This is a genomic window from Prevotella histicola, assembly GCF_055385135.1.
This window is the reverse complement of sequence record NZ_AP043793.1, coordinates 1,962,781-1,988,518: the sequence shown is the minus strand read 5'-3', so window position 1 is coordinate 1,988,518 and position 25,738 is coordinate 1,962,781. Positions and strand designations below refer to the sequence as shown.

The following is a 25,738-nucleotide window of genomic DNA, read 5'->3' as shown; positions in this document are numbered from 1 at the left end:
ATGAGATTTTTTTTATTATTTTGCATACACGTGATTACCTTTCGTTAGCATGGGAACTTTCATAATAAAACTATTCTTTAGAAGATTTTGCAATTTTCTTTTGGAGGTCTGACAATTTTTGGATACATTTGCCGTACCATTCTAACCGAATGATACTAACTAACATAAACAAATAAAAGTCAATTTACTATGGAAGTCGAAAAAATCATGCAAGCACTGGAGCAGAAGCATCCAGGTGAGTCTGAGTATTTACAGGCAGTGCGCGAAGTGTTGATATCTGTAAAGGATGTCTACAACCAGCACCCAGAGTTTGAAAACGCAAGCATCATCGAGCGTATCGTTGAGCCAGAACGTATCATCACATTCCGTGTACCATGGGTGGATGATAAGGGTAAAGTGCAGGTAAACATTGGTTACCGTGTACAATTTAATGGTGCTATTGGGCCTTACAAGGGTGGTTTACGTTTCCACGCATCAGTAAACCTCAGCATTCTGAAGTTCCTCGGATTCGAGCAGACATTCAAAAATGCACTCACCACATTACCTATGGGTGGTGGTAAAGGTGGTTCTGACTTCTCTCCACGCGGTAAGAGTGATGCAGAAATCATGCGTTTCTGCCAGTCATTCATGAACGAGTTGTATCGTCACATTGGCCCTGATGAGGATGTTCCTGCAGGTGATATTGGTGTTGGCGGTAGAGAAATTGGTTATCTCTTTGGCCAGTATCGTAAGCTAACACACCAGTTCCAAGGTATGCTCACAGGTAAGGGCAGAGAATGGGGTGGTTCAATCCTCCGCCCTGAGGCTACAGGTTATGGTGCACTCTACTTTGTTCACCAGATGATGGAGACCCACGGACTTGACATTAAAGGCAAAACTGTTGCTTTGTCAGGCTTTGGAAACGTTGCATGGGGTGCAGCAAAGAAAGCTACAGAATTAGGTGCTAAGGTTATCACACTGAGTGGTCCTGACGGATATATCTATGATCCTGATGGTATTAGCGGTGAGAAGATTGAGTACATGCTCGAACTTCGCAACAGCGGTAACGACGTTTGTGAGCCTTACGCAGAGAAATATCCAGGTTCTAAGTTCTTCAAAGGACAGAAGCCATGGGGACAGAAGGCAGACATCTACTTGCCATGTGCTACACAGAACGAGCTTAACGGTGAGGATGCAGACAAGATTTTGGCATGCAAACCTTTGTGCGTTGCTGAAGTTTCAAACATGGGTTGTACAGCAGAAGCTGCAGAGAAGTTCACAGCAGCTAAACAACTCTTTGCACCAGGTAAGGCTGTTAATGCCGGTGGTGTTGCCACATCAGGTCTCGAAATGTCACAGAACTCACTCCGTCTCTCATGGAGTCCAGAGGAAGTTGACCAGAAGCTGCATTACATCATGAGCTCTATACACGAGCAGTGCGTGAAGTATGGCAAGCAGAACGATGGATATGTTGATTATGTGAAGGGCGCTAATATTGCTGGTTTCATGAAGGTAGCGAAAGCTATGCTTGACCAGGGCGTCATTTAAACAATACCAGTTATTCTCTCCTCTCCTAGTTTCTTGTAACTGGGAGAGGATAAACCCATCAGGGGAAGACTGGTTATAAATAGATTATTATGTATAAAATCAGACTTCTCCTGATAGCGTTTTTTTTGCTATTCAGTTTCTTTACACTGACGGTACATGCACAGTCGGGGGGTAAAGCTTCTTATTACAGCAACGGACTACACGGTCGTCGGATGAGTAACGGCGAACGGTATGACCGTAATGGTTTCACTTGTGCACATCGTACACTCCCATTTGGGACACGTTTAAAGGTAACGAATCCAAGGAACGGTAGATCGGTCATTGTTAGAGTAACTGACCGCGGACCATTCGTACGCGGACGAGTAGTTGACTTATCATATGCAGCTGCACGGGAGCTAGGTACATTAGCAAGTGGTGTCGCTTATGTAAAGGTGGAAGTTGTACCAAAAGAAACTGAGATTCCTTATGCTACAGAATCAAAAGGTATAGAAGTTCCAGAAGTTGAATATGGTACTGCTGGAGTATGTTATGAGTTCATTCCAGAATGGGAGAAGGTTGAAGAAGACAAGCCTAAGGAAATTGAACGCAAGGTAGATACATATCTTAATCGCCGACAAGCAGCACAACAAACAGATAAAGGAGGAAATATTGAGACACGTAGGGTTAATACTACACAATCTGCACGACAGACATCGACATCAAAGACTACGAATCAAGCGACACGACAATCTCAACAGAGTAAGCCAACTACACAACAAAATAAACAAACAACACAACCATCTAACAGAAAAAATGGTGCAAGTAGTAGCTGGACCAATTTCTTTAAACGCATTAAAGATGGTGTAACAGGATTTTTCGAATAAAACTGTCAAAAAGAAAATATTAAAATAAAAGGAGTAGGAGATTTTCATTAGTCCAATAAAATATTAATTTAGGACAATGGAAATCTCCTACTCCTTTTATTTAAAGAGATCTTGAAAAATACTTTTATTTATCATAGACAAAAAAACAACTAAACTACTACTAGAATAGAATTCTAAAGAAAGATACCAAAACAAAATAGGGACAGATATAAAAATCTGTCCCTACTGGTGTCAAACAAAGATTAATTATTAGTTAGTACAATTATAGCCTTAATTAATTTATTTATCAACTTATTTTCTTGTCGTTATCTCTAATTTATTAACTTTACAGATACTCCTTTTACCCTGAAGAACTGTCAAAGCAAAAGTGGTACTGCCATTTGTTAGCTTTTTACCAGCTTTTATGGTAGCTGTATAGCGGATTGTCTTTCCTGGAGCAATAGTCACAACATTAATGGAGGGACTAATCTGGATGTCTTGTTCATCTGCTATCATCACTACGGATGGTTGTATGTTATTTACGGCTACAGTGCCATAATTAGTAATATCAAAAATGAGCTTACCTTCCTCATTACGGGATAAAACACCATCATGATTGTTATCAGAAAGATAAGCATTCGTGATTTCAACATAAGGAGTACTTCTATTGTCCAAAAACACATTGTGTTCTACTGTATCTGATGAGGCAACACCCCTATCCTGAATAGAAACACAAGTATCAATGTGACTATTATCCTGAGAATCATAAACATTATCCACTATAGAGCTCTTATTATGCTTATCAGCTTTTGCACCTATTGTCGCACCAACCATAGCACCACCTGCCATTCCGACAATAGTACCAATATTAGAGCCACGTCCTCCCCCAGCAATACCTCCAATGGCACTACCCAAGACACTACCTAATGAGCCACCTGTCATGGCTCCAGAGCCTGCATAAGTTCCACAACTACTCAAAAAGATGACTGTGAAAATAGGGAGAACAAATAAATTCTTCATACTTCCTTTTATTTTATAGTTACAAAAGTAAGCACAATTTCACATATCGCCAAAGACATTCCCCTACTTCGTATGGGGAAAACCCTATAAAATTATGTTTAGGCTACTAAATGAATTTCAAATGCGATGACTGAGACAACACTTTCCACACATTAAATATTGAGCATGAAGCAACTGTTATGTCTGTTCCAATGCCCTGTCCAAATTGCAACAGCCGTCACACTTACCCTCCTAATTGGCATATTCTCGGCTTTTATCCCTTCGGCAACAACCATGAGCTTTATAAAAGAATCTGGGGAAGGATGGATAAAGAGGAAAGCAAATTTGATAGCCAATAGGCTAAAATGTGATAGCTTCCTTTAGCTAAAATAGTAAACAAACTTTCTACTGAACATATTTTACCAAACAAATATATCGTAATTATTTTCTTTAGAGTAGTATTATTATATATACTTTTTATTGTATTTTCTTTACTTTATTTCATTATTATTTTGTCATTTCCAATAAATTCCCTACATTTGTGCCATGTTTGGTGGGCATTTTACAAACCACTCGCCATTCATTGCACAAAACTTGCAAACGAGGTTATTCGACCCGGTTAAATCTGGAAAATTAAACTAAGGAGTCGTCATTAATCGAGTTTAGGCAGGTTCTGTGCCCCTATCCTATATGGGGGCATGGACTGTCTTTACTTTATTTTGACTCCAAGGTGTTTTCCAGAACCGAACCGGATAAATAAAGATAAAGCGGGCCGTGTCCCCTTTCTTCTTTTGACTTCGTCTAATACAATTATAACTAAAAACAAAAAACATGGCACTTTTCAGAATTACCGTGAAGATGTCAAAGCACTGTGATGGCATGGTTATAGAATCAGGTATGAGCATCCAGTATGCTGCATTCTTCTCAAACGTTCTTTCAAACGACAAAGAACGAGACAAAATCAACACTCTCTTCTTCAACCACTTCGGTGTAGACCTAAAGAAGATGAATGCTTTAAACCCTGCGTATTTAAATGTAGAAAAATTATAAATCATGAATATGCCTACATCTATCAGCCTATACGAACTACTCAACAATATCATTGTAGGTTTGGCACTAATGTTTCTATGTTTACCAGTAGACAGCAACTTGAATGACCAATGGTGGCTGCTTTTTGTAGCTTATATAGCAGGTGCTTTGTATAGTAAACTAAACGAGGCGTCTATCGGTCTTCTTTTTAGAAACTTGGATAAATTAATAAGTGAAGCAGAACACAAAGAAAAAAACACAAAAGTAAAAACATATTACGAAGCCTACTATGAGGGCTGGAAATCGTATTGCATAAACAACGTTTCTTCCTTAGAAGCCTTATTAGCCTTCTTACGAAATGTCTGGCCAATTGTTATAGCAGCCCTCCTAGCTATACTATTTAAGGAGTGTTCTGACGAGAATTCCTACTTTGCTTTAAAGCCTATTATATTACTAATTGCTTCTTTGATTATTATTGCTGTATTGCTAAGAATACCAACAAATCTTGATGACTTTAGAAATAGTATTCAAGGAATTATTCATACTTTTTCAATTAATCCTGTCTTTTTATTTATAATTAATTTTTTATACTTACAATTTGTTTATTTACTTCCTCAGATATTTCCATGTTTAAAATGTATAGGTATACAAGACACAGCATATAAAACAATATGTATATTGAATCTTATAAGACTCTTACTAATACTGCTATTTTTTCTTCCTCAGCTCGGCTATTATCTTCAGATGAAGATATATGGGCTTGTCCTTGAATATAAGAAATATAACAACAAAAATAACTAATATGTCAGAAAAATATCAAAACTGCGTATTTCTTTTGGCCTGTCACTTAATCGTTGCAGACGGAGAAATTAACACAAAAGAAATCAGCGTACTAGAAAATTATCTTAACGTTGACAACACAAAAGAGCTATCCATAGAGAAACAAAAAATATTCTCTGATGATGAAAACAAGAAAAGCATTGAGGAACTTCTACTTGAATTAAAAGGAGAGCAGTTAACTGAAGAACAGAAAAAAGAAATTATAGAGATTCTCTCAGATATAGCATTTAGTGATAACTATATTTCTGCACAAGAACAAGAGCTAATAGAACATATAGCGCAAAGCCTCCAAATAGATTACAAAGATATTTTATCTCAAAAATCCATACTCAATGAACAAGAAATAGAATCAACAAGACTTAAGCTATATCAAAAAGTAATCGGAAAGATACAAAAGACCGTTTATAACAACTTTCTAAACAAAGAAAGTGAGAGAAACATGGACCACCTTTTTGGGAGCCTAGGCTTTTCTACTGTGATTGAAAAAATTTCAGATGAAGCAATCATAGATCTTAACAGTGTAACAGAAATAATAAAGAAAACCAATGAGGATTTGATTGTTGGAAAACAAGAAATAGACAAACTTGCCTGTCCTCAAACTTCAAGAAAAGAAGTACAACAGATTATAGATGTTGTGCAGGGTACTAAAAATCATTTCAACACAATGATAAATAGTTCTCTGGCAGAAAACCTTGCAGTACTAGATAAGAAAAAAAGGAATTTCCGTTACTTTACTATAGCTTTTATGGGCAGAACAAAAGCTGGTAAGAGTACATTTCACAAAATCATCACACAAGAAAAAAATGATGATATTGGTGTAGGAAAGCTGCGTACAACACGTTATAACCGTAGTTGGTATTGGGACAAATTACGTATTGTTGACACTCCTGGAATTGGAGCACCAGGTGGGGATGTTGATACAGAAATTGCAAAATCAATTATTGATGAAGCAGACTTAATATGTTATATTGTGACAAGTGATGCTATTCAAGAAACAGAGTTTGATTTTTTTGAGACAATTAAAGAACGCAACAAACCATTATATATAATTTTAAATGTAAAAAGTAATCTTACAGAAAGTATCAGACTTAAAAGATTTTTAAGAGATCCTCATAGATGGCGTGAGTGTAATGGACCACAATCTATTCAAGGCCATCTCGATAGAATACGAGAAAGACTTGATGGTAAATATAATATGGATGCAGTTAAGGTTATTCCAATCCACCTACTTGCAGCCCAAATAGCAATGCAAGAAAAGGAAAGTAATCCTGAGAATTATAAAAGTTTACTCGAAGGCTCAAATATTATGGAGTTTATACGTTCTGTTAAAAAGGAAGTATATGAGTCGGGCAGTTTAAAGAAAAGTCTTAGTGTTATAGATGGTACAGCATACCAAATACATCTTTTTCACCAACAACTTCATAGTGATATTGTTCAATTAAAGAAAAGTACAGAATCACTCAAAAAGAAAAATGACAGTTTAAAAGAGTTTTTTCAAAGGGAATCAAGCAAACTGACAAATAATATAGCTAAGTTATTTAAGTCAACTCAAGATGACCTAAATAATTATGCCGCCATCTTTGCAGATATAAATTACGAAAACAAGAATGTAGGCAAGACATGGGAAGAGGATTCTAATGTGGGAAATAAAATATCTGATTTAAACGAACAAATAACAAAAAAACTGAAAAACTTCAATGAAGAAATAAAAGAAAGAATAGAAGAAATAAGTTCTGATATTAAATTTATAGACAAAATTTCATCTACAGTATCTGTCCAAACAGACTCTATCTACGACACAAGACTTGGAGCTGGAATAACAGGCGCAATTATTACAGCCATAGCTCCTGTTATAATTTCACAGTTGTGGCATCCTGGAGGCTGGATATTGGCGGCATGCACACTTATAGTCTCAGGCATAGTTGGATTTTTCACATCCTTATTCGAATCCAAAGAGGACAAAAAGAAAAAAGCCAAGAAAAAGCTCAGAGAACAGCTATACGAAAACATTGAGAAAAACATCAATACTAATAAAAAAGAAACTCTTGATAAAATACATTCTTCTATAAGTTTTATGAATAATAGTTTAAAAAGCTTATTAGGAACATATATAGATGAAGTAGAAAAACTAATAAGAATTTTGGAAGATATACAAGAAAAATGTATAGGAAAGGAGCAGAATATAAATGCTCTTATCAGTCTAAGAATCTTGGAATATGTACATAAAGAACCATTTGCAGTCAAGAAACTATCCCAACTACAAGAAAAAGAGATAAGGCAAATGTTTCCTGTTGAACGAGATTGGGAAAAACAGACTCTAACATACCACTACACGACAAACTGTAGTGATAGAGAGAAAAAAGAAGCTGAAAAAGCTACACAAATGAATATAATCTTTAAATAAAACAAATGGATAAGAAATTGAATTATGCAGTATATCATCAACGTCTTGATATACTCACAGACAAAACAAGAGAACTACTCACAGAAACAAATTGTGAAGATTTAGTTCAACAGTTAAATTCTGATCTTGCTACTGTCACAGATAGAAAGCAATTAAAAATTGCATTCGTTGGACAATATAGTGCGGGTAAATCTACCATCATTTCTGCACTTACAGGATGTAAAGACATAAAGATAGATGCAAACGTAGCTACAGATAAAGTATCAGAATATCATTGGAATAATATTATTCTAATGGACACACCTGGAATATTAGCAGGAAAGACAGAAGCACATGATATAAGTACAAAAGAAGCTTTATCTAACTGTGATTTAATATTCTATGTTTTAACAAGTCAACTCTTTGATGACATTGTTTTCAACAACTTCATTGATTTAGCATATAATCAACATTTTGCAGATAAAATGTTTATTATCATAAATAAAATGGGTATGGAATCAGGGAACTATGATGATCTAGTTAGAAACTACACGACCTCTCTTGCTAATATGTTTACTGAAAGAGGATATAAGTTGTCTGATTTCCCTATAGCTTTTATTGATGCCTATGAGTATATTGAAGGAATAGAAGATAACGATCAGGAATTTGTTCAAGTAAGCCATTTTGAGCAGTTTATTGATATGCTTAACTCTTTCGTAAGCAGAAAAGGCGTAATAAAAAAACAATTTGATACTCCTATCCGACTATTGCAAAGTTACGCTAAAAACATTGCTGTATCAGCAATTGATACTACTTTAGCCGAATTTTATCGTCAATTTGAACAAAGATTATTAAAAAGTCAAAGAGAACTAAAACAAGAAGTTGAAAATATTCTATATTCATACGATTCCAGCTCAATGCGAGAAGTAATAAATCTAACTAATGAAATTGGAGAAGGAATTAAAGAAGAAGACTGGAAACTGAAACAAGACGAACTAAACAAAAAACTTGAAAACACAATTTCAACAACGTCTAATGACATAGAACAAAAAATAGAAGAAACGTATAAATCTCTCATGAATGATTTAGAAGATTTTGGTAATAAGGATGCTATAGTTGCATATTCTGATCATTTACAAGAGAAATTAAATGCACCAAATATAACGATGACAGAAAGGCAAAATCTAACAACTCAAAACTTAACAATAGCATGGCTTAGAAATGGTGCAATTAGTATAAATAATTTAGCACCAAATGTTAATTCTGTTTTTGGGGGAATAAGTAATGCTTCTGGTTCTGCTCTACATAATACTGTTTATAGCACAGCTAAATTCTTTGGAAAAAATTTCAAACCATGGGAGGCTGTTCGATGGGCTAGCAACATAGCTAAATTCGATAAATTTGGAATACCTATTATTACAGGAGGACTAGATATATTTCTCCAGCTACGTAATGATCAGCAAGAAAAGAAGATAGAGAAACAAATTAGAGAAGCAAAAAATAAAATGATAACAAGCTATCAAACTGAAATAAATAAAATCAAAGATCAATTCACCCAATATCTACAAAGCGTTTTAAATAACTACAAATCTAAACATGATGAAGTTAATCAATCAATAAATCAAATAATCATTAACTCTAAAAGGAATGATGCAATAACAAAAAAGATAAAGGAGCTTGAAGGCGAATATATTGACTTCATAGGAGTTATAGATAAAGAAAAATAAGATTATAGTTTTGTCAAGAAATATTATTATGTAGTGGAACTAACAAATACATACAACTCCGACATCATACATTACTATGAGAATCCTCATTTGGAAAGTAGTTACGAGAAGATGGAAACTCTCATCTTTAATCGTCGAATATTCCTTAACCAACTATTCAAGCCAACAGATGAAAACTATCAGCTGTTAAAGGAATTCAACGAAACACTTAAAGAAGTAGTAATTAAAAACTATCAACAAAGTAGAGAGTTGTATTACAACACAAAGAAAATGTTGGAAGATAGCGGAAGTAGCTTGCAGTTTGAAGGTGTCGAGTGTAAGATATTCTTAGGAAAAGATAGACAATACTCGAAAAATAATCCTTTTCAAGGAGAAGAATCAGAAATGATATGGGAGATTCTCAATGATGAAAGTTATAACGACATCTATTGCAAATATGGCTGCTGTATAAGTTTCGACGGATATCATGGAGAGGAAGATGACAAGACAGAAATGGAACTCATGGGAATGCAAGATGCTGATGATTGTTGGAATGAAGGATTAGACAGAGAATGGAGTTACAACCTACACCTTCATCAGCACTTTCACAATCTATACGACCATACAAGCTTCAGCATCTTCGACTTCATTTATATTAGAGACTTCTACACAAAGTTCGAACTAAAATTTAATCAAAATACTTAAACAAGAATAAATGGAAAGAAAAGAGTTATGCATAATCTCCGACTCTGATATCCCATCGGGTTCTGGTGGAATCAACAGTGAAGGATATACGTACGGACAATTACGCCATCAACCGATTATCACAGAGATACTGCGACGTATCACCCACCCTATTGCACGTCAAATGGCAGAGGACTGTAATGAACGCAACCGTAAAGATGGATTTACAATGTATAAAGTAGATGGAGAATACTGCTTTGAAGGACTACGAGTAGGACCAAAAGTAAAAATCCCTTCTAAAGAAGAATTATTGGCTCTATTAGGAAATCAACCCATCAACGCAGCCTCTATCCGTAACATCACATATACGCTCATACGCGAAGAATTAGCACGTTTATACGGAACATCTGTACAAGAAGCTGCAGACATCATTGGCAACCAACTTGACTGCGCCCCACACGAAGATATCTCTGGCTATATCTTTATGGTACCCAACTGGGCACATAAATGGTTCCGACATAATGGGTATGTGTCAAGGATATTAAAACAGTAAACAAGCTAACTATCACAAATAAAAAAACTCCCGATACATTAAGTACCGGGAGTTTTTTATTATAGAGATAAAATCTATTCGAATTATTCAGCCTTTGCCTCTTCAACAACATTCTCTGCAGCCTCTGCAGGTGCATCAGCCTTCTTTGTAGAACGACGGCTACGACGAGTCTTCTTAACTTCAGCCTTTGGAGACTTAGCCATATTCTCATTGTAGTCAACCAACTCGATGAATGCAATCTGAGCAGCATCGCCCTGGCGAGTACCAAGCTTAATCACACGTGTATAACCACCTGGACGATCAGCAACCTTAACAGATATCTCTTTAAAAAGTTCTGTAACTGCATCTTTGTCCTGAAGATAACGGAATACCACACGACGTGAATTAGTAGTATCGTTCTTAGAACGTGTAATCAACGGCTCTACATATTTCTTAAGAGCCTTTGCCTTAGCAAGAGTCGTAGTGATTCTTTTGTGCTGAATCAAAGCAACTGCCAAGTTTGAAAGCAATGCAGCGCGGTGGTCAGCAGTACGACCCAAATGGTTGAATTTCTTATTATGTCTCATTTTGTTTTTTACTTGTTGTGGATAAACCCGTCAACTTATTGATGTTGTTTAGACAACTTGTCAACTATTCTTTATCCAATTTATACTTTGTAATGTCGGTTCCAAACGACAGATTCAGACTCTCGAGCAAATCATCAAGCTCAGAAAGCGATTTCTTACCAAAATTACGGAACTTCAAAAGATCAGTCTTATTATACTGAACCAGGTCACCCAATGTTTCAACATCAGCTGCCTTGAGACAGTTAAGTGCACGAACACTTAGATTAAGACTAGCGTCTGTCAACTTAGTCTTCAAAAGTTGACGCATATGCAATACTTCTTCATCAAATTCCTGGTTTCCATCCTGATCAGGATTCTCAAGTGTAATCTTTTCATCAGAGAAAAGCATGAAGTGATAAATAAGTATCTTAGCTGCTTCTTTCAAAGCATCTTTTGGATGAATGGAACCATCAGTCGTAACTTCAACAACTAGCTTGTCATAATCGGTTTTTTGCTCAACACGATATGGTTCAACAGCATATTTAACGTTACGAATCGGGGTGTAGATGGAATCGATTGGGAGTACGTTTACATCAGTGCAGAATTCACGATTTTCCTCAGCAGGAACATAACCACGTCCCTTATTGATGGTTAAATCAATCTGCATAGAAGCCTTGGAGTCTAAATGACAAATCACCAAATCCGGGTTTAACACTTCAAATCCAGTCAGATACTTACCAATATCACCTGCTTTGAATTCGGTGGAATTCTCTACGGTGATACTAACTTTCTCATTCTCGAATTCTTCTACTACTTGCTTGAATCGCACCTGCTTGAGATTCAAGATGATGTTGGTTACATCCTCCTTCACACCTGGGACTGAAGAAAATTCATGCTCAACACCAGCAATTCGGATAGTGTTGATAGCAAAACCCTCCAGCGATGAAAGAAGAATGCGGCGCAAAGAGTTACCAATGGTAACACCAAAGCCAGGCTCAAGAGGACGAAATTCGAACTTGCCGAAATGGTCATTGGCCTCCAGCATCACTACTTTATCAGGTTTTTGAAATGCTAATATCGCCATTAATTTAATGATTTTATTGTTTAGAGTACAACTCAACGATTAATTGCTCCTTAATATTCTCTGGAATGTCAGCACGGTCTGGACGATGAAGGAATTTACCACACTTAGTGTTCTCATCCCATTCAATCCATGGATATTTGCTGTGATTGAAACCTGCTAATGCAGCTTCAATAACCTCCAAAGACTTAGCTTTCTCACGAACGCCAACAACGTCACCAGCTTTTACCTGATATGAAGCAATGTTAACAACATTACCATTAACAACAATATGCTTGTGACTTACTAACTGACGAGCTGCAGCACGAGTTGGTGCAATACCAAGACGGAACACTACGTTATCCAAACGACTCTCGAGACTCTGAAGGAGGACCTCACCAGTGATACCATCTGCCTTAGCAGCCTTATCGAACAGATTACGGAACTGACGCTCCAAAACACCATAAGTATATTTAGCCTTCTGCTTCTCTGCAAGCTGAGCACCATACTCAGATACTTTGCGACGACGGTTATTACCATGCTGCCCTGGAGGGAAGTTTCTCTTAGCTAATACCTTATCTGCACCGAAAATTGGTTCACCGAAGCGACGTGCGATTCGAGATTTTGGACCTATGTATCTTGCCATAATTAATATAAATTCTTTTAATAGTTATAAGATGTGATTATACACGACGACGCTTAGGAGGACGACAACCGTTGTGTGGCAATGGAGTAACGTCAACAATTTCTGTTACCTGAATGCCTGCAGCGTTCACCGCACGAATAGCACTTTCACGACCGTTACCAGGCCCCTTAACATATGCCTTAACCTTGCGAAGACCGAGATCGAAAGCTACCTTTGCACAATCTTCTGCAGCCATTTGGGCAGCATAAGGAGTATTCTTCTTTGATCCACGGAATCCCATCTTACCAGCTGAAGACCAAGAGATAACCTGACCCTCGTTATTAGCTAAAGATACAATAATGTTATTGAATGAGCTGTGTACATGGAGCTGTCCAAGTGCGTCAACTCTTACATTTCTTTTTTTAGATGTTGCTGATTTCTTTGCCATAATTAATTTCCTCCTTAGAATTACTTAGTAGCCTTCTTCTTATTAGCAACAGTCTTCTTCTTTCCCTTACGGGTACGAGCATTGTTCTTGGTACTCTGACCACGAACAGGAAGACCATTACGATGTCTTACACCACGATAGCAACCTATATCCATGAGGCGCTTGATATTCATTTGGATCTCCGAACGAAGATCACCTTCAACTTTGAATTCAGCACCGATAATTTCACGGATCTTGGCTGCTTGATCATCAGACCACTCGCTGACCTTCAGGTCGCGGCTAATACCAGCCTTATCCAATATCTTTGCTGAACTACTTCGACCTATACCATAAATATAAGTCAATGCGATTTCGCCACGCTTATTCTGGGGCAAATCTACTCCAACAATTCTTATTGCCATTGTTTAATAATTAATTAAAATAATGTCAGTTAACGCTAAAAAGCATGCAAAGGTAAGTATTATTTATGAAACTACTCACCTGTTTACACTTTTTTAACTTAGCCCTGACGCATTTTGAACTTAGGATTTTTCTTGTTAATAACGAACAAACGACCTTTACGACGAACGATCTTACAGTCAGCTGTACGCTTTTTTAATGATGCTCTTGTCTTCATATCTCTATTTATTTATTTGTATCTGAAAACTATTCGACCCTTGGTTAAATCATACGGACTCATCTCAACTTTCACTTTATCGCCTGGTAAAATTTTAATGTAATGCATTCTCATCTTACCAGAAATGTGAGCTGTGATGTCGACACCATTTTCTAATTCAACCCGGAACATTGCATTTGAAAGTGCCTCAAGAATAGTTCCATCCTGCTCTATTGCAGTTTGCTTTGCCATATGTACTTAAAAATTTTGTCCTTCTAAAAGTTCTATTTCTTCAAACGAAGATAAAATATCCGCTTTCCCAGCACGAATAGCAACCGTATGCTCAAAATGTGATGCAGGTTGTCGATCACGCGTAGCTATACTCCATCGATCAGGTAGAATCCCTATTTCGCGTCCACCCATAGTTACCATGGGCTCTATAGCAATACACATACCTGTCTTCAATAAAATTCCACTGCCACGCTTCCCATAATTAGGAATTGCTGGATCCTCATGCATCTCTCTCCCGATACCGTGTCCTGTAAGCTCTCGAACGATACCATAACCCTTGGCCTGGCAACAATCTTGGATAACATGACCGATATCACCAACATGACGACCAGCTTGAGCAACTTCAATACCCTTATAAAGTGCTTCTTTCGTTGTATGAAGTAAATTCTTTACTTCTTCACAAACATCTCCAACACAAAAAGTATAACAACTATCTCCATTGAATCCATTCAACAAGGTGCCACAGTCAACAGAAATAATATCTCCATCTTTGAGAGTAACATCCTCGCTTGGGATACCATGGACGACAATATCATTCACTGATGTACATATACTTCCTGGGAAGGGAGATCCATATGGATTAGGAAAACCTTTAAAAGTAGGTATTGCTCCATTATCACGGATGAACTCCTCTGCAATCTTATCGAGGAAAAGAGTAGTCACTCCTTCTTTTATATGACGACCAACCTCAGCTAAGGTTCTACCCACTAACAGGTTGGCCTCGCGCATAAGTTCTATTTCATCTTCTGTCTTCAGAAATATATTCATCTCTCAAGATAAAGATCTAATAAGCAGAAACTCCATTATTATTACGTGTATGACCTGAATTTAGAAGTCCATCGTAATGCCGCATCATCAAATGTGACTCTATTTGTTGTAAAGTATCAATAACAACACCCACGAGAATCAACAAAGAGGTTCCACCGAAGAACTGACCAAAAGCATCTTGGACATTCAACAGACCAGCCAAAGCAGGCATGACAGCAATGAAAGCAATAAAGAAAGCTCCAGGGAATGTAATGCGTGACATAACAGTATCAATGTAGTCAGCAGTATCCTTTCCAGGTTTAACACCTGGAATAAAGCCATTATTACGCTTCATATCTTCAGCCATTTGGGTCGGATTAAGTGTAATCGCAGTATAGAAATAGGTAAATGCAACAATGAGAACTACATAAACGCAGTTGTACGTCAGACTCTTAGTATTCATGAGAGACTGAAGTACTGAACTTGTATTATCAGTTGAATACTGAACAATTGCCAAAGGAATGAACATCAAAGCTTGAGCAAAGATGATAGGCATAACATTGGCTGCGAAAAGTTTCAACGGTATATACTGACGTGCCCCACCGTATTGTTTATTTCCTACTACACGTTTTGCATACTGAACTGGAACTTTACGAGTTCCTTGTACCAGAAGGATTGATGCACATACAACGGCATAAAGAATGATTAACTCTACAATAAACATAACAAGACCACCACTAGTAATAGCCGTAAAGCGACTACTAACTTCCTGGAAGAAAGCCTGAGGCAATCTAGCGATGATACCAATCATGATAATTAGAGAAATTCCATTACCAACCCCTTTGTCCGTTATGCGCTCACCAAGCCAAAGTATGAACATTGATCCTGCAGCAAGAATAACTGTTGCGGGAATCATAAATGTAGTCCAATCGATGCCTGTAGCTAGTGCACCGGATGCTTGCATTTTTAAGTTCATTAGGTAGGACGGTGCCTGAAACAGTAGAATTACTACTGTCAGGACACGCGTATACCAATTAATTTTCTTCGTACCACTTTCGCCCTCACGTTGCATTTTTTGGAAATAAGGAACTGCAACAGCAAGAAGCTGCATAACGATAGAAGCTGAGATGTATGGCATAATTCCTAATGCAAAAATAGACGCATGGGAAAATGCACCACCAGAGAACATGTCCAAAAGCGACATAAGGCCGCCTGCGGTCTGTGACTGCAATTTTTCCAACAAGGTCGGATTTATGCCAGGAAGCACAACAAACGAACCAAAGCGGTAAATAGCTGTGAACAGAATGGTGATGAGGAGGCGCTGACGCAAGTCCTCAACTTTCCAACAGTTCTTCAGTGTCTCAATAAACTTTTTCATCAATTTAGATTATAGTTGTGTTACCACCAACTGCCTTGATTGCTTCTTCGGCAGTCTTAGAGAAAGCATTTGCTGAAACTTCTAACTTAGCTTTTAGCTCACCATTACCAAGAACCTTTACAAGCTGCTTGCCATTAGTTAAGCCAGCGGCCTTTAGCTCTTCTATTCCAATTTTAGTGAGGTTGTCTTTTTCAGCAAGTTTTTGAAGAGTTGAGAGATTTACTGCGAAATACTCCTTATGGTTGATATTCTTAAAACCAGCCTTAGGAACACGACGCTGAAGTGGCATCTGACCACCTTCAAAACCTATCTTCTTCTTATAACCAGAACGAGATTTAGCACCCTTATGTCCACGGGTAGAAGTACCACCGAGTCCAGAACCTGGACCACGACCAATACGACGACGTGAATGTGTAGAGCCAACAGCTGGTTTCAAATTATTTAATTTCATAATTACTGTTTCTTTTTAAAGATTAATTAATCAATTACTGATACCAGGTGATGTACCTTACGGATCATACCGCGACAGCTTGGAGTATCTTCTACTTCAACAACCTGTGAAATCCTATGGAGGCCAAGTGCAAGCAAAGTGCTTTTTTGGTCTTTAGGAGCACCTATACGGCTCTTAATTTGCTTAACCTTTATTGTTGCCATTATATATATCTCCTATTTATTAACCATTAAATACTTTATCCATACTGATACCACGTTCGCCAGCAATAGTATATGCATCACGCATTTCTGCTAGAGCTGCAATTGTTGCTTTCACAAGGTTGTGAGGGTTAGAAGACCCTTTTGACTTTGCAATCACATCAGTAACACCAGCACTCTCTAGAACAGCACGCATAGCACCACCGGCTTTCAACCCAGTACCAGCTGCAGCTGGTTTAAGAAGTACATAAGCTCCACTAAAACGAGCTTCTGCCTCATGAGGAACTGTACCTTTCAATACAGGAACCTTAACAAGGTTCTTCTTTGCGGCATCAGTACCTTTCTGAATGGCAGCAGTTACTTCACCTGCTTTACCTAGCCCCCAGCCAATAACGCCATTACCGTCACCTACAACGACAATAGCTGCGAATGTGAAAGTACGACCACCTTTAGTAACCTTAGTCACACGATTGATAGCAACCAGGCGATCCTTCAGTTCTACATCACTATTTACTTTTACTCTATTCATTGCCATAATCGTTTAGAATTTAAGTCCTCCTTCACGTGCAGCATCAGCCAAGGCTTGTACTCGCCCATGATAGAGATAACCGTTACGGTCAAAAACAACCTGTTCAATACCTGCAGTTTTAGCATGTTCTGCTATGAGTGCACCAACCTTCTTAGCTTGCTCAATCTTTGCCAGTTTCTCAAGCCCGAGAGAAGATGCCGAAGCCAAGGTAGTACCTGTAAGATCATTGATAACCTGTGCGTAAATCTGCTTATTACTACGGAAAACGCTCAAACGAGGACGCTCAGCAGTTCCATTCACACTCTTACGAATGCGAAACTTTATCTTAAGTCTTCTTTGTTCTTTCTTTGTTGTCATAATCGTAATGAATTATAAAAGTTACTTAGCTGCAGCTGTCTTACCAGACTTTCTGCGAATAACCTCACCCTGGAACAGGATACCTTTACCCTTATACGGCTCAGGCTTACGGAAAGAACGGATCTTTGCACAAATGAGACCAAGCAGCTGCTTGTCAGCAGATTCAAGCGTTATGATTGGATTCTGATTACGCTCACTCTTTGTCTCAACCTTAACCTCTGATGGGAGTTGGATAAAAATTGGATGCGTATAACCAAGAGAGAACTCAACTAAATTCCCTTGATTAGAAACACGATAACCCACACCCACGAGTTCCATTGTTTTCTTATACCCTTCACTAACACCAACAACCATATTGTTGACAAGTGAACGATAAAGTCCATGGAATGCTTGCTTCTGTTTATAATTTACAGGATTATTTTCATCTACTTCGAATGTTATCTGACCATCTTCTATAATAGTTTTTATAGAAGAATCTACTTTCTGAGAAAGCTCGCCCTTAGGACCTTTTACCGTCACAACACCATCCTTTATAGAAACTGTAACACCAGCAGGAATACTAATTGGTAATTTACCTATTCTAGACATAATCAATCCTCCAATTAATAAATGTAGCAAAGAACCTCACCACCAATCTTTTCAGCAGCGGCTTCCTTGTCTGTCATTACACCTTTAGACGTGGAAAGGATAGCGATTCCAAGCCCGTTAATTACTCTCGGCATGTCTTTGTAACCAGTATACTGGCGAAGACCTGGAGTTGAGACACGCTTCAACTTCTTGATAGCGCTCTGCTTTGTTACAGGATCGTACTTCAGTGCGACCTTGATTGAACCTTGGGGACCATCCTCAACGAACTTGTAGTTCAAGATGTAACCCTTCTCAAAGAGAATCTTTGTGATAGATTTCTTCAAGTTAGACGCAGGAACTTCAACAACACGGTGATGAGCCATGATTGCATTTCTGAGTCTTGTCAGATAATCTGCTATTGGATCTGTCATAAATATAAAAGTTTAATTAATCGGGACTACCCCGACAATATTAAAAATCGCGTGAAAGCGGATAATGAACTGCAAAGATACAAAATAATGTTCACAATTCACTATCCGCGTCGATATTTTTGATTACCAGCTTGCTTTCTTTACACCAGGAATAAGTCCTTGAGATGCCATCTCACGGAACTGGATACGAGAGAGACCAAACTGACGAATGTATCCTTTTGGACGTCCTGTAATCTTACAACGATTATGCAGACGAATAGGGTTAGCATTCTTTGGAATAGACTGCAACTTGCGAGCAGCCTCATAAGCCTCCTCAGGATCACTTGAAGTAGCGATAATCTTCTTCAGAGCTGCGCGTTTTTCAGCATAACGAGCTACAAGCTTTGCACGCTTTACCTCGCGAGCTTTCATTGATTCTTTTGCCATATCAATTAATCGTTTTTAGCATTCTTGAATGGAAGTCCGAAACCTTTCAGCAAAGCATATCCTTCTTCATCAGTCTTAGCTGATGTAACGAAAGTAATATTCATACCCTGGATACGGTCAACCTGATCAATATTAATCTCTGGGAAAATAATCTGCTCGGTTATACCGAGAGTATAATTTCCACGTCCATCAAACTTACTCTCTATACCTTTAAAGTCACGTATACGTGGCAAAGATACACGAACAAGTTTTTCAAGGAACTCATACATACGCTCACGACGCAAAGTAACCATTACGCCAATAGGCATTTTCTTACGTAGCTTGAAGTTTGCAATATCCTTCTTTGAATATGTTGCAACAGCTTTCTGACCTGTTATAGAAGATATCTCGTTGACAGCAACCTCAATAATCTTTTTATCCTGAGTTGCGTCACCAAGTCCTTGATTAATAACAATTTTCTTCAAAACAGGGACCTGCATAGCAGAAGAATAATTGAATTGCTTCTGCAAAGCTGGAACAATCTGCTCCTTATACTGTTTCTTTAACTGAGCTGTATTCATTATTTAATTTCCTCCCCTGACTTTTTAGCGATACGCTTTACAGTCTTGCCATCACGCTCAATCTTTATACGTGTAGCCTTACCGCTCTTCGGATCTATGAGACTTAAATTTGAAATATGAATTGCAGCCTCCTGCTTAACAATACCACCCTGAGGATTTGCAGCAGAAGGTTTTGTGCTCTTAGAAACCATATTCACGCCTTCAACAATAGCACGTTCCTTATCTGCAATAACCTTAAGAACCTTTCCAGTCTTTCCCTTGTCTGCACCGGCAAGAACAATGACCTGATCGTCTTTCTTTATATGGAATTTTGCCATTTTATTATTCTATTTAATAATTAAAGAACCTCAGGTGCCAAAGAAACGACCTTCATGTTCACTGCACGCAATTCACGAGCAACAGGACCGAAAATACGGCTTCCACGAATCTCGCCAGCATTATTCAGCAAAACACATGCATTATCATCAAAGCGGATGTACGAACCATCAGCACGACGAATTTCCTTCTTTGTGCGAACGATTAAAGCCTTCGATACTGCACCCTTTTTCAATTCACTTGATGGGATGACGTTCTGTACAGCAACTACGATAACGTCACCAACACTTGCATAACGACGGCCTGTACCGCCCAGTACACGGATACACTTCGCTTCACGAGCTCCGCTATTATCACATACTGTAAGTTTAGATTCTGTTTGTATCATAATTACTTAGCTTTTTCTACAATTTGAACTAATCTCCATCTCTTTGTCTTAGAAAGAGGACGAGTTTCCATGATTAGCACTGTATCACCTACATTTGCCTCATTCTTCTCGTCATGAGCATGGTATTTCTTTGTCTTTTGAACAAACTTACCATAAATAGGGTGCTTCTCTTTGAACTTAGCTGCAATAACGATGGTTTTATCCATTTTGTTGCTAATAACGACACCCTGTCTTACTTTTCTTAAATTTCTTGTTTCCATCTGGACCATTGTTATTTATTAAGTTCTCTCTGATGAAGTTCTGTTTTCATACGAGCTATGTCGCGACGAGCGGTCTTAATCTGAGATGGATTCTCAAGCGGAGTAATCTGATGGTTCAGCTTCATCTTTGTCAAAGCTGCCTCAGCATTCTCAATCTTCTCTACCAAATCCTTGGTTTCGAGTTCTTTTACTTCTTTAATCTTCATCTTTCTTAAGCGTTTTTATCGAAATCACGTCTAACAATAAACTTTGTCTTTACAGGCAGCTTCTGTGCAGCGAGACGAAGGGCCTCTTTTGCGATGTCAAAGCTTACGCCTTCTACTTCAAAGAGAACTCGACCTGGAGTTACAGGTGCAACCCATCCAGCTGGATCACCCTTACCTTTACCCATACGCACATCTGCAGGCTTACGAGTAATTGGTTTATCTGGGAAAATGCGGATCCAGACCTGACCCTGACGATTCATGTAACGGTTTACTGCTACACGAGCGGCCTCAATCTGACGACTATCGATCCACTTAGCCTCAAGTGTCTTGATGCCGAATGAGCCGAAAGCCAGCTGTGTTCCTCTATGGGCGTTACCTTTATTGCCACGTCCATCTTGAGGTCTTCTATATTTTACTCTTTTTGGCTGTAACATGATAGCTTCTTCTTTTAACGGTTATTGTTTCTTCTACGATTACCTCTTCCAGAGCGACCACCATTATTTGAACGGCCATTGTTCTTTTCCTGAGTAAAGTTAGGAGTGAGGTCTACCTTATTATAAACTTCACCACGACAAATCCAAACTTTGATACCCAACAAACCTACCTTAGTAAGAGCCTCTGTCTGACAATAATCAATGTCTGCGCGGAATGTATGTAAAGGGGTACGTCCCTCTTTAAACATCTCCTTACGTGCCATTTCTGCACCATTCAGACGTCCTGTAATTTGAATTTTAATACCCTCGGCACCAGCACGCATAGTGTTGGCAATCGCCATCTTAATGGCACGGCGATAAGCTATCTTGCCTTCAACCTGACGAGCTATATTATTACCAACAATATTTGCATCTAGCTCAGGTTTCTTAACCTCGAAGATATTAATCTGTACTTCTTTATTAAAAAGATTCTTCAGCTCTTCCTTGAGCTTATCAACATCCTGACCACCTTTACCGATAACAATACCCGGACGAGCCGTGCAAATAGTAATGGTAACAAGCTTCAATGTACGTTCAATGACAATGCGAGATACGCTTGCTTTCTCCAAACGTTTGTTCAAGTAAGTACGAATCTTACGATCCTCTACGAGATTGTCACCGAAGTTTTTGCCACCGAACCAATTTGATTCCCAACCGCGGATGATACCCAAACGGTTGCTGATTGGATTAACTTTCTGTCCCATTCTACTATTTATTTATCATCATTATTAGCGTCAGCCTTCGAATCAACGAAAAGAGTGACGTGGTTAGAACGTTTACGAATTCTGTAGCCACGGCCCTGTGGTGCAGGACGCATGCGCTTCATTGTAACACCTTCATCAACGAAGACTTTTGAGATATAAAGTTCACCGTCTTCAGCCTTGCGATCATTTTTTGTCTCCCAGTTATTTATAGCAGAACGAAGAAGTTTCTCAACATTCTGAGCAGCTGCTTTCTTGGAGAATCTCAGCACACCAAGGGCACGATTAACTTCCATTCCACGGACCATATCCACGACATAGCGCATTTTACGTGGGGAAGAAGGACAGTCCTTGAGCTTTGCAAAATACTGGCTTCTCAAGGCTTCTTTGTGAGCCTCAGCCTTTATATGTTTTCTTGCTCCCATTTTATTATTCTATTATTCTAAATGGATTATGACCTGCTTACTTCTTGTTATTACCAGAATGGCCACCAAAACGGCGTGTAGGACTGAACTCTCCGAGCTTGTGTCCAACCATATTCTCAGTAATGTAAACAGGGATAAATTTATTTCCGTTATGAACTGCAACAGTGTGACCCACAAAATCAGGGGAAATCATTGATGCTCTGGCCCATGTTTTAACAACATTCTGCTTACCACTCTCATTCATAGCGAGAATTTTCTTCTCGAGTGATACATTGATGTATGGACCTTTTTTTAATGAACGACTCATAATTTACTCTTAATTACTTTGATTACTTCTTGTTAGCTCTCTCAATAATGTACTTGTTTGAAAGCTTCTTAGGTGCACGAGTCTTGAGACCCTTAGCGTACAAGCCCTTACGTGAGCGTGGGTGACCACCAGACTGGCGACCTTCACCACCACCCATTGGGTGATCAACAGGGTTCATAACAACACCACGGTTGTGAGGGCGACGTCCCAACCAGCGAGAACGACCAGCCTTACCAGACTGTTCGAGTGCATGATCAGAATTACCTACACTACCTACAGTTGCCTTACAAGCAGAAAGAATCTGACGTGTTTCGCCAGAAGGGAGCTTGATAACACAATAACTGCCTTCACGAGAAGTAAGCTGAGCAAAGTTACCAGCCGAACGAACGAGCAATGCACCCTGACCAGGACGTAACTCAATATTATGAATTACAGTACCTACAGGAATATTAGCCAACGGAAGGGCATTACCAACCTCAGGTGCTGCCTCAGCACCAGACATCAGAGTTGCACCAACCTGCAGTCCGTTAGGAGCAATAATGTAACGTTTTTCACCATCAGCATAGTATAACAGCGCAATTCGAGCAGATCTGTTAGGATCATACTCGATTGTCTTAACTACAGCTGGAACACCATCTTTCTCTCGCTTGAAGTCGATAAGACGATACTTCTTCTTGTGACCTCCGCCAATATAGCGAACAGTCATCTTACCGGTGTTGTTTCGACCACCAGTAGAACGTTTACCGTAAACGAGAGACTTCTCTGGCACGGATGCAGTAATATCCTCGAACGTGCCAATAACTTTGTGTCTTTGTCCCGGTGTTACCGGGTTTAATTTACGTACTGCCATTTTTTATTTAAATATTGCTGTAAAAATCAATTGAATCGCCATTCTTCAAAGTGACGATAGCCTTCTTGAATGCGTTCTTCTGCCCTTTTACAAGGCCAGCCTTCGTATAGCGAGCCTGACGTTTACCAGCATAACGAATCGTATTCACATCTACTACTGTAACGTTGTACAGAGCTTCAACTTCTTTCTTAATCTCAAGCTTGTTGGCCTCAGGCTTAACTATAAAACCATACTTTGGCTGAGCCAAGATAGTTCTTTTCTCACCTTTATGCTTTACAACCTTATCCTCAGAAGACTTGTCTGTCAACTTGGTCATCTTCTCAGTGACCATTGGTTTAATGATAAATCCCATAATTATTACTGTCTCCTAATTATTACTTGGTTAAGATTTCGTCGATAACTTTCAAAGAATTCTCAGTAACAACGAGAACATCAGCATTTAAAACCTTGTATGAGTTTACCTGTGATGCTGTCATTACTTCAGCCTTCTTCAAATTACGAGCCGACAAATATACGTTTTTCTCTACTTCTGGCAAAACGAGAAGAACCTTCTTGTCATCAACTTTAAGATTTTTAGCAATATTTACAAAATCTTTAGTCTTTGGAGCTTCGAGATTGAAATCTTCTACAACGACAATAGAATTCTCCTGTGCCTTATAAGCCAAAGCTGACTTACGTGCGAGAGTCTTTACCTTCTTATTCAACTTAAAGCTATAGTCACGTGGCTTAGGACCGAACACACGACCACCACCAACGAGGACTGGTGAATTAATATCACCACGACGAGCACCGCCGCCGCCCTTCTGACGTCCTAGCTTACGAGTAGAACCAGCGTGTTCACTTCTTTCCTTTGATTTAGCTGTACCTTGGCGCTGAGCAGCAAGATACTGCTTTACTGCGAGATAGAGGACGTGATCGTTAGGCTCAATTCCGAAGATATTCTCGTTAAGAGTTACCTTACGGCCGGTCTCCTGACCTTTGATATCTAATACGTTAATATCCATTACTTATTAATTATTACGGTTGAACCATTGCATCCAGCAACACTACCCTTAACAAGAAGGAGATTATGCTCTGGAATAACCTTTAACACTTGAAGGTTCTGAGTAGTAACTCTATCACCTCCCATTTGGCCGCCCATTCGCATGCCCTTGAACACCTTAGCTGGATAAGAACAAGCACCAATAGAACCCGGTTTACGAGCACGGTCATCCTGACCGTGAGTAGACTGACCTACACCACCGAATCCATGACGCTTTACAACGCCTTGGAAGCCCTTACCCTTAGACGTACCTACAACATCAACGAACTTTGAGTCATTGAACAGTTCAACGGTAATTGTGTCACCGAGGTTATACTCCTCATCAAACTTGAACTCGGCCAAGTGCTTCTTTGGTGTTGTGCCGGCTTTCTTAAAGTGTCCCTGCTGTGGCTTAGAAGTTCTTTTCTCCTTAGCCTCACCGAAACCTAACTGAACAGCCTTGTAACCATCTTTTTCTACAGTTTTAACCTGGGTTACAACACAAGGACCAGCTTCGATAACAGTGCACGGTACATTTTTACCGTCGGCACTGAATACGGATGTCATTCCGATTTTCTTTCCTAATAATCCTGGCATTTCAATTAAATATTTAAAATGAATGTAAATGCTTTATTTTTAAAATTCGTCTTTTATAATCAATGGTAATTACACCTTGATCTCAACTTCTACACCTGAAGGCAACTCAAGCTTCATCAAAGCATCAACAGTCTTAGCTGTAGAGCTATAAATGTCAATAAGACGCTTAAAATCAGAAAGCTGGAATTGCTCACGTGACTTCTTGTTAACGAATGTTGAGCGGTTTACTGTGTAAATACGCTTATGTGTTGGCAATGGAATAGGGCCACTAACAATAGCACCTGTAGCCTTTACAGCCTTCACAATCTTCTCTGCTGATTTGTCAACCAACTGGTGGTCGTAAGACTTCAGCTTAATACGAATCTTCTGACTCATGCTTAATATTTTATTAATTATTGAATATTATAAAGGTTGCCTCCCAT

General features: G+C 38.7%; 39 protein-coding genes. 8 read left to right on the top strand and 31 right to left on the bottom strand.

Annotated elements, in window-relative coordinates; genetic code table 11:
- The first annotated feature begins 189 nt into the window (after positions 1–189).
- The gene (gene gdhA, locus ACZ48L_RS08010; protein ID WP_008822003.1) at positions 190–1,527 is read left to right on the top strand and encodes an NADP-specific glutamate dehydrogenase; all 1,338 of its coding nucleotides are present in this window, start codon (positions 190–192) and stop codon (positions 1,525–1,527) included.
- A gap of 89 nt (positions 1,528–1,616) precedes the next feature.
- Complete coding sequence (locus ACZ48L_RS08005) at positions 1,617–2,390, top strand: septal ring lytic transglycosylase RlpA family protein (RefSeq protein WP_008822002.1); 774 nt, start codon at positions 1,617–1,619, stop codon at positions 2,388–2,390.
- Between the two features lie 291 nt (positions 2,391–2,681).
- Here the strand turns inward: ACZ48L_RS08005 and ACZ48L_RS08000 are convergent, their stop codons facing one another.
- Positions 2,682–3,389: a hypothetical protein gene (locus ACZ48L_RS08000; protein WP_025791992.1), complete on the bottom strand. Its 708-nt coding sequence runs from the start codon at positions 3,387–3,389 to the stop codon at positions 2,682–2,684.
- A gap of 810 nt (positions 3,390–4,199) precedes the next feature.
- Between ACZ48L_RS08000 and ACZ48L_RS07995 the strand changes: the two genes are divergently transcribed.
- The 6 genes from ACZ48L_RS07995 to ACZ48L_RS07970 are packed head-to-tail and all read left to right on the top strand — an operon-like array spanning position 4,200 to position 10,563.
- On the top strand, positions 4,200–4,418 hold the full coding sequence (locus ACZ48L_RS07995; RefSeq protein ID WP_025791989.1) for a DUF6140 family protein: 219 nt from the start codon (positions 4,200–4,202) through the stop codon (positions 4,416–4,418).
- Between the two features lie 3 nt (positions 4,419–4,421).
- Positions 4,422–5,198: a hypothetical protein gene (locus ACZ48L_RS07990; protein ID WP_025791987.1), complete on the top strand. Its 777-nt coding sequence runs from the start codon at positions 4,422–4,424 to the stop codon at positions 5,196–5,198.
- A gap of 1 nt (position 5,199) precedes the next feature.
- The gene (locus ACZ48L_RS07985; protein WP_025791985.1) at positions 5,200–7,641 is read left to right on the top strand and encodes a GTPase; all 2,442 of its coding nucleotides are present in this window, start codon (positions 5,200–5,202) and stop codon (positions 7,639–7,641) included.
- Between the two features lie 5 nt (positions 7,642–7,646).
- Positions 7,647–9,347, top strand: a complete 1,701-nt coding sequence (locus ACZ48L_RS07980) for a GTPase (RefSeq protein ID WP_025791984.1) — start codon at positions 7,647–7,649, stop codon at positions 9,345–9,347.
- 33 nt (positions 9,348–9,380) lie between these two features.
- Positions 9,381–10,031 (top strand): hypothetical protein, encoded by a 651-nt coding sequence (locus ACZ48L_RS07975; protein WP_025791982.1) that lies wholly within the window; start codon positions 9,381–9,383, stop codon positions 10,029–10,031.
- A gap of 10 nt (positions 10,032–10,041) precedes the next feature.
- Positions 10,042–10,563, top strand: coding sequence for a hypothetical protein (locus ACZ48L_RS07970; RefSeq protein ID WP_025791981.1), 522 nt, complete (start codon positions 10,042–10,044; stop codon positions 10,561–10,563).
- Positions 10,564–10,646: 83 nt separating this feature from the next.
- Here the strand turns inward: ACZ48L_RS07970 and rplQ are convergent, their stop codons facing one another.
- The 30 genes from rplQ to rpsJ form a co-directional block, all read right to left on the bottom strand.
- Positions 10,647–11,129: a 50S ribosomal protein L17 gene (gene rplQ / locus ACZ48L_RS07965; protein ID WP_025791979.1), complete on the bottom strand. Its 483-nt coding sequence runs from the start codon at positions 11,127–11,129 to the stop codon at positions 10,647–10,649.
- 64 nt (positions 11,130–11,193) lie between these two features.
- Complete coding sequence (locus tag ACZ48L_RS07960; RefSeq protein ID WP_008821999.1) at positions 11,194–12,192, bottom strand: DNA-directed RNA polymerase subunit alpha; 999 nt, start codon at positions 12,190–12,192, stop codon at positions 11,194–11,196.
- Between the two features lie 13 nt (positions 12,193–12,205).
- Positions 12,206–12,814, bottom strand: a complete 609-nt coding sequence (rpsD, locus tag ACZ48L_RS07955; RefSeq protein ID WP_008821998.1) for a 30S ribosomal protein S4 — start codon at positions 12,812–12,814, stop codon at positions 12,206–12,208.
- Positions 12,815–12,851: 37 nt separating this feature from the next.
- Positions 12,852–13,241, bottom strand: a complete 390-nt coding sequence (gene rpsK, locus ACZ48L_RS07950) for a 30S ribosomal protein S11 (protein WP_008821997.1) — start codon at positions 13,239–13,241, stop codon at positions 12,852–12,854.
- A 20-nt stretch (positions 13,242–13,261) separates the two neighbouring features.
- Complete coding sequence (gene rpsM / locus ACZ48L_RS07945) at positions 13,262–13,642, bottom strand: 30S ribosomal protein S13 (RefSeq protein WP_004361628.1); 381 nt, start codon at positions 13,640–13,642, stop codon at positions 13,262–13,264.
- 98 nt (positions 13,643–13,740) lie between these two features.
- On the bottom strand, positions 13,741–13,857 hold the full coding sequence (gene rpmJ / locus ACZ48L_RS07940; protein ID WP_004352823.1) for a 50S ribosomal protein L36: 117 nt from the start codon (positions 13,855–13,857) through the stop codon (positions 13,741–13,743).
- A 12-nt stretch (positions 13,858–13,869) separates the two neighbouring features.
- Positions 13,870–14,088 (bottom strand): translation initiation factor IF-1, encoded by a 219-nt coding sequence (infA, locus tag ACZ48L_RS07935; RefSeq protein ID WP_004352768.1) that lies wholly within the window; start codon positions 14,086–14,088, stop codon positions 13,870–13,872.
- Between the two features lie 6 nt (positions 14,089–14,094).
- Entirely contained in the window at positions 14,095–14,895 is an 801-nt protein-coding gene (gene map / locus ACZ48L_RS07930; protein ID WP_025791971.1) for a type I methionyl aminopeptidase, read from the bottom strand.
- 16 nt (positions 14,896–14,911) lie between these two features.
- Positions 14,912–16,252: a preprotein translocase subunit SecY gene (gene secY, locus ACZ48L_RS07925; RefSeq protein WP_025791969.1), complete on the bottom strand. Its 1,341-nt coding sequence runs from the start codon at positions 16,250–16,252 to the stop codon at positions 14,912–14,914.
- Positions 16,253–16,256: 4 nt separating this feature from the next.
- Positions 16,257–16,703: a 50S ribosomal protein L15 gene (gene rplO, locus ACZ48L_RS07920; protein WP_008821994.1), complete on the bottom strand. Its 447-nt coding sequence runs from the start codon at positions 16,701–16,703 to the stop codon at positions 16,257–16,259.
- Positions 16,704–16,729: 26 nt separating this feature from the next.
- Complete coding sequence (gene rpmD / locus ACZ48L_RS07915; protein WP_008821993.1) at positions 16,730–16,906, bottom strand: 50S ribosomal protein L30; 177 nt, start codon at positions 16,904–16,906, stop codon at positions 16,730–16,732.
- 19 nt (positions 16,907–16,925) lie between these two features.
- Entirely contained in the window at positions 16,926–17,438 is a 513-nt protein-coding gene (gene rpsE / locus ACZ48L_RS07910; RefSeq protein ID WP_008821992.1) for a 30S ribosomal protein S5, read from the bottom strand.
- Between the two features lie 6 nt (positions 17,439–17,444).
- Positions 17,445–17,789, bottom strand: a complete 345-nt coding sequence (gene rplR / locus ACZ48L_RS07905) for a 50S ribosomal protein L18 (protein WP_008821991.1) — start codon at positions 17,787–17,789, stop codon at positions 17,445–17,447.
- Between the two features lie 21 nt (positions 17,790–17,810).
- On the bottom strand, positions 17,811–18,377 hold the full coding sequence (gene rplF / locus ACZ48L_RS07900; RefSeq protein ID WP_008821990.1) for a 50S ribosomal protein L6: 567 nt from the start codon (positions 18,375–18,377) through the stop codon (positions 17,811–17,813).
- Between the two features lie 14 nt (positions 18,378–18,391).
- On the bottom strand, positions 18,392–18,787 hold the full coding sequence (rpsH, locus tag ACZ48L_RS07895; RefSeq protein ID WP_007368871.1) for a 30S ribosomal protein S8: 396 nt from the start codon (positions 18,785–18,787) through the stop codon (positions 18,392–18,394).
- 123 nt (positions 18,788–18,910) lie between these two features.
- The gene (rpsN, locus tag ACZ48L_RS07890; RefSeq protein WP_008821989.1) at positions 18,911–19,213 is read right to left on the bottom strand and encodes a 30S ribosomal protein S14; all 303 of its coding nucleotides are present in this window, start codon (positions 19,211–19,213) and stop codon (positions 18,911–18,913) included.
- Between the two features lie 5 nt (positions 19,214–19,218).
- A complete protein-coding gene (gene rplE, locus ACZ48L_RS07885; RefSeq protein ID WP_008821988.1) occupies positions 19,219–19,773 on the bottom strand; it encodes a 50S ribosomal protein L5 in 555 nt (184 codons plus the stop codon).
- The gene (gene rplX / locus ACZ48L_RS07880) at positions 19,773–20,090 is read right to left on the bottom strand and encodes a 50S ribosomal protein L24 (protein ID WP_008821987.1); all 318 of its coding nucleotides are present in this window, start codon (positions 20,088–20,090) and stop codon (positions 19,773–19,775) included. Before rplX ends, rplE begins: the two co-directional genes overlap by 1 nt.
- A gap of 20 nt (positions 20,091–20,110) precedes the next feature.
- The gene (gene rplN, locus ACZ48L_RS07875; RefSeq protein ID WP_004352833.1) at positions 20,111–20,476 is read right to left on the bottom strand and encodes a 50S ribosomal protein L14; all 366 of its coding nucleotides are present in this window, start codon (positions 20,474–20,476) and stop codon (positions 20,111–20,113) included.
- Between the two features lie 2 nt (positions 20,477–20,478).
- The gene (rpsQ, locus tag ACZ48L_RS07870; RefSeq protein WP_004361615.1) at positions 20,479–20,745 is read right to left on the bottom strand and encodes a 30S ribosomal protein S17; all 267 of its coding nucleotides are present in this window, start codon (positions 20,743–20,745) and stop codon (positions 20,479–20,481) included.
- A gap of 2 nt (positions 20,746–20,747) precedes the next feature.
- On the bottom strand, positions 20,748–20,942 hold the full coding sequence (gene rpmC, locus ACZ48L_RS07865; protein ID WP_008821984.1) for a 50S ribosomal protein L29: 195 nt from the start codon (positions 20,940–20,942) through the stop codon (positions 20,748–20,750).
- A 5-nt stretch (positions 20,943–20,947) separates the two neighbouring features.
- Positions 20,948–21,376: a 50S ribosomal protein L16 gene (gene rplP, locus ACZ48L_RS07860; RefSeq protein ID WP_004335808.1), complete on the bottom strand. Its 429-nt coding sequence runs from the start codon at positions 21,374–21,376 to the stop codon at positions 20,948–20,950.
- A gap of 14 nt (positions 21,377–21,390) precedes the next feature.
- The gene (gene rpsC / locus ACZ48L_RS07855) at positions 21,391–22,119 is read right to left on the bottom strand and encodes a 30S ribosomal protein S3 (RefSeq protein ID WP_008821983.1); all 729 of its coding nucleotides are present in this window, start codon (positions 22,117–22,119) and stop codon (positions 21,391–21,393) included.
- An 8-nt stretch (positions 22,120–22,127) separates the two neighbouring features.
- Positions 22,128–22,541, bottom strand: coding sequence for a 50S ribosomal protein L22 (gene rplV, locus ACZ48L_RS07850; protein ID WP_008821982.1), 414 nt, complete (start codon positions 22,539–22,541; stop codon positions 22,128–22,130).
- Positions 22,542–22,578: 37 nt separating this feature from the next.
- Positions 22,579–22,848: a 30S ribosomal protein S19 gene (gene rpsS, locus ACZ48L_RS07845; protein ID WP_004352759.1), complete on the bottom strand. Its 270-nt coding sequence runs from the start codon at positions 22,846–22,848 to the stop codon at positions 22,579–22,581.
- 22 nt (positions 22,849–22,870) lie between these two features.
- On the bottom strand, positions 22,871–23,698 hold the full coding sequence (rplB, locus tag ACZ48L_RS07840) for a 50S ribosomal protein L2 (protein ID WP_004383899.1): 828 nt from the start codon (positions 23,696–23,698) through the stop codon (positions 22,871–22,873).
- Positions 23,699–23,705: 7 nt separating this feature from the next.
- The gene (gene rplW / locus ACZ48L_RS07835) at positions 23,706–24,050 is read right to left on the bottom strand and encodes a 50S ribosomal protein L23 (RefSeq protein WP_008821981.1); all 345 of its coding nucleotides are present in this window, start codon (positions 24,048–24,050) and stop codon (positions 23,706–23,708) included.
- Between the two features lie 22 nt (positions 24,051–24,072).
- The gene (gene rplD, locus ACZ48L_RS07830) at positions 24,073–24,702 is read right to left on the bottom strand and encodes a 50S ribosomal protein L4 (RefSeq protein ID WP_008821980.1); all 630 of its coding nucleotides are present in this window, start codon (positions 24,700–24,702) and stop codon (positions 24,073–24,075) included.
- Positions 24,702–25,316, bottom strand: a complete 615-nt coding sequence (gene rplC / locus ACZ48L_RS07825; RefSeq protein ID WP_008821979.1) for a 50S ribosomal protein L3 — start codon at positions 25,314–25,316, stop codon at positions 24,702–24,704. The genes rplD and rplC overlap by 1 nt, the downstream gene beginning before the upstream one ends.
- A 69-nt stretch (positions 25,317–25,385) precedes the next feature.
- Positions 25,386–25,691: a 30S ribosomal protein S10 gene (gene rpsJ / locus ACZ48L_RS07820; protein WP_004352787.1), complete on the bottom strand. Its 306-nt coding sequence runs from the start codon at positions 25,689–25,691 to the stop codon at positions 25,386–25,388.
- Positions 25,692–25,738: the final 47 nt, after the last annotated feature.